At 62.2% G+C, this 5,590-nt stretch carries 5 protein-coding genes and 1 pseudogene; all 6 read right to left on the bottom strand.

Going from position 1 to position 5,590, the window contains the following annotated elements; genetic code table 11:
• Positions 1-323: pentapeptide repeat-containing protein (locus tag ACGVJ8_RS07740; RefSeq protein ID WP_392346955.1), on the bottom strand; the 323-nt coding region annotated here is incomplete at its 3' end.
• A 63-nt stretch (positions 324-386) separates the two neighbouring features.
• Positions 387-1,001 (bottom strand): 3-isopropylmalate dehydratase small subunit 2, encoded by a 615-nt coding sequence (locus ACGVJ8_RS07745; RefSeq protein WP_392346957.1) that lies wholly within the window; start codon positions 999-1,001, stop codon positions 387-389.
• On the bottom strand, positions 1,001-2,419 hold the full coding sequence (gene leuC / locus ACGVJ8_RS07750) for a 3-isopropylmalate dehydratase large subunit (protein WP_392346959.1): 1,419 nt from the start codon (positions 2,417-2,419) through the stop codon (positions 1,001-1,003). Before leuC ends, ACGVJ8_RS07745 begins: the two co-directional genes overlap by 1 nt.
• A gap of 26 nt (positions 2,420-2,445) precedes the next feature.
• Entirely contained in the window at positions 2,446-3,705 is a 1,260-nt protein-coding gene (locus ACGVJ8_RS07755) for a competence/damage-inducible protein A (RefSeq protein WP_392346961.1), read from the bottom strand.
• Positions 3,698-4,840, bottom strand: a complete 1,143-nt coding sequence (locus ACGVJ8_RS07760) for an MraY family glycosyltransferase (protein WP_392346963.1) — start codon at positions 4,838-4,840, stop codon at positions 3,698-3,700. The genes ACGVJ8_RS07755 and ACGVJ8_RS07760 overlap by 8 nt, the downstream gene beginning before the upstream one ends.
• A gap of 113 nt (positions 4,841-4,953) precedes the next feature.
• Positions 4,954-5,590, bottom strand: a pseudogene (gene glyA / locus ACGVJ8_RS07765) (serine hydroxymethyltransferase); the annotation flags it as partial.

A 5,590-nucleotide genomic window follows, 5' to 3' on the forward strand; every position in this document is an offset into this window, starting at 1 on the left:
AGATCGGCATTGCGCAGGTCCACGCCGGCCAGCTCCGCATTGGTGAGGTTCGCTCCCCGCAGGTCAGCACCTTCCAGCAACGCTCCCGTCAGGTCAGCACCTTCCAGATTCGCCTCCCGCAGATCGGCACCGCGCAGATCACTGCCCCGAAAATCAGCACCGATGAGATGGGCCTGACGGAAATCAGCCTGGCGGAGATCACAGCCAGGACAGCTGCGATCCAACGGATCATGGGGCTGCACCTGAAGCGGCACGGCCCCAGAAGGAGCCACACCAGCGACAACCAACAGCGGCAACAACAACCGCAAAAGCGAATGGGCCATTGAGATCTAACCTCCAAGCGCGACTCCTATCTCTTTCATAGACACAGGAGTCGCGCTTGACTGTTACTTGGTGGTGAACTGGTTGATGTAGGGCAGTATTTGCATCAATTCCGCAACCTGGGGGCCACGGTCCAGGAGCTGGGACGTCGCATCCCAACGACCGCTGCGCAGCATGTCCAGAGGACCGGGATCGATCGACACTGGCCAGCTGAACTCCGCTGAAGTCAGTTGCAAACCGGCGAGATCCAGACTCCAGGAGCATTCCGGCTCGCGATCCACCTGCGCCTGAATCGCCTTGATCTGCTCCGGGGCCGCCATTGCACAGGGAATGCCAAGGGCGAGGCAGTTCCCGTAGAAGATCTCGGCAAAACTGACCCCAACCAGCGCGCGGATTCCCCAGCGCATCAACGCCTGAGGTGCATGCTCACGGCTGGAACCGCAGCCGAAATTACCGTTCACCACAAGGATAGAGGCCCCCTGATAACGGGCCTGATCAAAGGGATGCTCACCGGAGAGTTCGAGACGGTCGTCGGCAAACACCTGGTCGCCCAACGCCTCGAAACTGACGCATTTGAGGAACCGTGCCGGAATGATGCGATCCGTGTCGATGTCTTCACCGGGGATGGCGATGGCCGTTCCACTCACCTGTTGAATCAGACCCGTCGGAAAAAGAGCCATCACGATGCAAACGGAGAAATCAAAGTACGGACATCGGTCACACGACCGTTAACGGCAGCTGCGGCCACCATTGCTGGACTCATCAACAACGTCCGGCCACTGGCCGATCCCTGCCGACCCTTGAAATTGCGATTGCTGGAGCTGGCGCTGATCTGGCACCCCTCCAGCCGATCCGGATTCATCGCCAGACACATCGAGCAGCCGGGCTCCCGCCACTCAAAGCCTGCGGCACGGAACACCACATCCAGCCCTTCCGCTTCAGCAGCCTTCGCCACCTGCTCCGAGCCGGGAACCACAAATGCCTTGATGCCTTCAGCCACCTGGCGCCCGCGGGCCACGTCGGCAGCCGCACGCAGATCGCTTAGACGACCATTAGTGCAGCTGCCGATGAAACAAACATCCACAGGCACCCCAGCAATGGCCGTTCCCGGCTGGAGATCCATGTAGCGGTAGGCCTCCTCCGCAATCGGGCGCTCGCCTGGATCCAGTTGATCAAGGCTGGGCACCATTTCATCGATCCCCAGTCCCTGGCCGGGGGTAATGCCCCAGGTCACCGTGGGTGGAATCGCAGCGGCATCGAACACCACCTCGTCATCGACCGTTGCGTCGGAATCAGTGGCCAGGGAGCTCCACCAGGCGACAGCGCGGCTCCAAGCCTCACTCTCGGGGGCATGGGGGCGACCTTTCAGATACTCAAAGGTGACCTGATCCGGATTGACGTAACCGCATCGGGCTCCCCCCTCGATCGCCATGTTGCAGAGGGTCATCCGCTCTTCCATCGACAACGCCTCGATGGCAGAGCCGGCGAACTCGTAGGCATAGCCAACACCGCCCTTCACACCAAGGTGGCGAATCACATGCAGGATCAGATCCTTCGCCGACACGCCCGCAGCAAGAAGGTCATTCACCTGAATCCGGCGCACCTTGAGCTTGTTCATGGCCAGGCTCTGGCTGGCCAACACATCGCGCACCTGACTCGTGCCGATCCCAAAGGCGATCGCCCCGAAGGCTCCATGGGTGGAGGTGTGGGAATCACCGCAAGCCACCGTCATGCCCGGCTGGGTCAGTCCCAGCTCCGGGGCAATCACGTGAACGATGCCCTGCCGGCCGCTGCCGATGTTGTTCAGAGGGATGCCGTGCTCCTGGCAGTTCCGCTCCAAAGTGCTGAGCATCTCCTCCGCCAACGGATCGGCGAACGGCCGTTGCTGAGAGGTGGTCGGAACGATGTGGTCCACCGTGGCCACCGTGCGCTCAGGGCAGCGCACCGTCAGGCCCTTGTCCTTCAAAGCCGAGAAGGCCTGAGGACTGGTGACCTCATGGATCAGATGCAGACCGACAAACAGTTGGGTGGATCCGCCGGGGAGCTCCGCCACCCGATGCAGGTCCCACACCTTGTCGTAGAGGGTGCCGGAACTCAACAGTTCAGCCGCAGTAGCCGTCGACCCTAAACCTGAGCGAGTAAGCGAAGACGCAAACGGTCCAAGCCGCGGATCACGCTCATCCTCTGAATGGCCTCCCGACCCCGCCGCTCACCGAAATGCTGCACCCAGGCCTCACAGCCATCGGGACCAGCCAAGGCCAGGTGCACCAAGCCCACCGGCTTTTCAGCACTACCACCGCCAGGGCCGGCGATACCGCTTACAGCGATCGCCCAGTCGCAATTCAGGCGCTTCCGGACTGCTCGAGCCATCGCCTCGACCACAGGCTGGGAAACAGCACCATGGCCAGTGAGTACCTCCGGCGACACCCCAAGCAACGCCTGTTTCACCGCATTGCTGTAAGCGACGACGCCACCCTGGAAAACAGATGAGGAGTCTGGAACAGCCGTGAGGGCTGCCGCCAATCCACCACCGGTGCAGGACTCCGCCACCGCCATCGTCTGGTGCCGTTGCTTGAGCAGGTCGATCACCACCGACGCGAGGCTGTCCTCATCGACGCCGTAGCAGTGGTTCCCCGTGCGACGGCGCAGCTCAGCTTCCAGCGGCACCAACAGCTGACCAGCGGCATCGGCAGTGGGCGCACAGGCCGTGAGCCGCAATTTCACATCGCCTAGGGAGGCATAGGGCGCCACCGTTGGGTTGGTGGACGCCAATAAATCGGCAACGCACTCCGCCAAATCGGATTCACCAATGCCGCTGAAGCGGAGCTGACGGCTCACAAACACACCGTAAGCTCCAACATTGGCTTGAAGCCAGGAGGCGGCCGTTTCCGTCCACATCGGCCGCATTTCCGCAGGCACCCCCGGGAAGGTGAGGATCGTGAAATTAGGCCGGGGCGACCAGATCATTCCCGGTGCCGACCCCTTTGGATTGGGAAGAACCTCTGCCCCACGGGGGAGATAAGCCTGGCTGCGGTTGCTGGGAGCCACCGACCGGCCACCGGCCGATAACTTCCGCTGGATCTCCAGCCAGAGCTCGGGCCTCTCCTCCAGGGGAGTCTCGAAAGCAGCGGCCAGGGCCTCGGTGGTGAGGTCATCGGGAGTCGGGCCCAAACCTCCGGTCGTCACCAGAACCCTGCAGCGCTGCGATGCCTCGCGCACAGCGGAGATCAAGCGGTCTTTGTTGTCGCCAACAACGGTTTGGCGGTAATGCGGCAGCCCCAGGCCCGCCAACTGTTCTGCAATCCATCGGGCATTGCCATTGAGGATGTCCCCCAACAACAGCTCTGTGCCCACGCACAGGATTTCAACGCCCGATTTAGCCACGCGGTTCGCCAAGGGCAGCGGGATCAACAGGGGTAGAACAGGGGTTGGTGTTCAAGAGAGCCTGCTCGTGCTGCAGCTGGCGACGGCTGATCACCACCGTGGCCACAAGGATGGCGGTGGCCACGGCCAGCCAGAGGAAACGCATTTCAGCATTGGCCACCACCAGGGCCAGGGCAGCCAGCCACTGGGTGAAGACGTAGATCAACAGCACCGTGCGTCGGTGACTGAACCCAGCACGCAACAGTCGGTGATGGAGGTGACGGCGGTCGGGATAGAAGGGGGAACGGCCTTCCCGCAGACGGCCCATGATCACGGCCGACATGTCGGCCAGAGGCAGCGAGAGAATCAGCAGCGGAAGCAGCAGGCTCACCGTCGTGAGCCCCTTGGCGGGTCCCACGATGCTCACGGCAGCGAGGGTGAAGCCAAGGAAGTACGAGCCCCCATCCCCCATGAAGATGCGGGCGGGGTTGAAGTTGTGCCGCAGGAAGCCGAGGCAGCAGCCCGCCAGCGCTGCGGCGAGGAATCCAGCGGCCACCTGATGCAGCGAAAAGCTCACGGACACCAGCCCGACAGCGGCAATGCCAGCCACTCCCGCAGCAAGGCCATCAAGGCCATCCAGCCAGTTGATGGCGTTAGTGATTCCCACCAGCCAAACAACAGTGGCCAGCAGGCTGAGGGTGTCGGGCAGAGCAATCGGACCGGCTGAAGCAGTGAGCCAGGGAAGATCTATCGCTCCAATCCGAACGCCCTGGCTCCACACCGCACAAGCCACGGCGACTTGTCCAGCCAGCCGCGGCCAGGGGGAGAGGGCGAAGAGGTCGTCCGTCAGGCCAATTAGAAAAAAGCAGAGCGAACCGGCCAGGGTGCTCCAGATCAGTTGATCCCTGGCTGGGGCCAGCAAACCGAAGCCCCCCATGGACCACACCGCCGCCAAAGCCAGGGCAAAACCCAGCACCATGGCAATGCCCCCCAGCCTCACTATAGGGGTGATGTGCTGCTTGCGCTCATCCGGTTGATCGGTCCACCCGAAGTGCAAACCCAGCCGGCGCACTTGGGGCACTAGCACCATGGTGGTCACCACGGCCAGAAGAAAGCTGACCGAGGCGACCGCAATAGGGCTGGCCAAGAGGTTCACGCAGGCTCCAGAAAAGAGACGATCCCCCGGTCAGAAGGAGTCTCCGAATCCTAAGAGCCTGCAACCGTTCAACCAGGCACCGCCCAGGCCCGTTCGAGAGCCAAAGCCAAGCCTCAGGCCAAGACCGGCTGCTTGCTGTCGGCGTAGAGAGGGAAGCGCTCACAGAGAGCGGCCACCTGGTCGAGGCAACGCTGGTGAATCGCATCATCGTCAGGATTGAGAAGACGGTCGGCAATCACATCAGCGACTTCACGGAAGGCCTGCGCATCAAAACCACGGGTGGTGAGCGCAGCAGTTCCCAGCCGCAGGCCACTGGTGATGAAGGGCGATTCGGGATCGAAGGGAACGGTGTTCTTATTCGCGGTGATGTGCACATCACTCACTAACAGATCAGCCACTTTCCCCGTCATGCCGATGCCCCGCAGATCCAGCAGCACCACGTGGTTATCGGTGCCGCCGCTGACAACATCGATGCCGTGTGCCATCAGCTGTTCAGCGAGGGCTGCCGCGTTGGCAACCACCTGCTGGCTATAGGCCTTGAACGAAGGCTGCAACGCTTCACCGAAGGCCACAGCCTTGGCAGCGATCACGTGCTCCAAGGGACCGCCCTGACTGCCGGGGAACACGGCCTTATCGAACTTCTTGGCGAACTCCGCATCGCGACAGAGAATCAGGCCACCGCGGGGTCCGCGCAGAGTCTTGTGGGTGGTGGTGGTCACCACATCGCAATGGGGCACCGGGCTGGGATGC

The sequence above is a fragment of the Parasynechococcus sp. genome, from assembly GCF_042954245.1.
Classification (GTDB): domain Bacteria; phylum Cyanobacteriota; class Cyanobacteriia; order PCC-6307; family Cyanobiaceae; genus Parasynechococcus.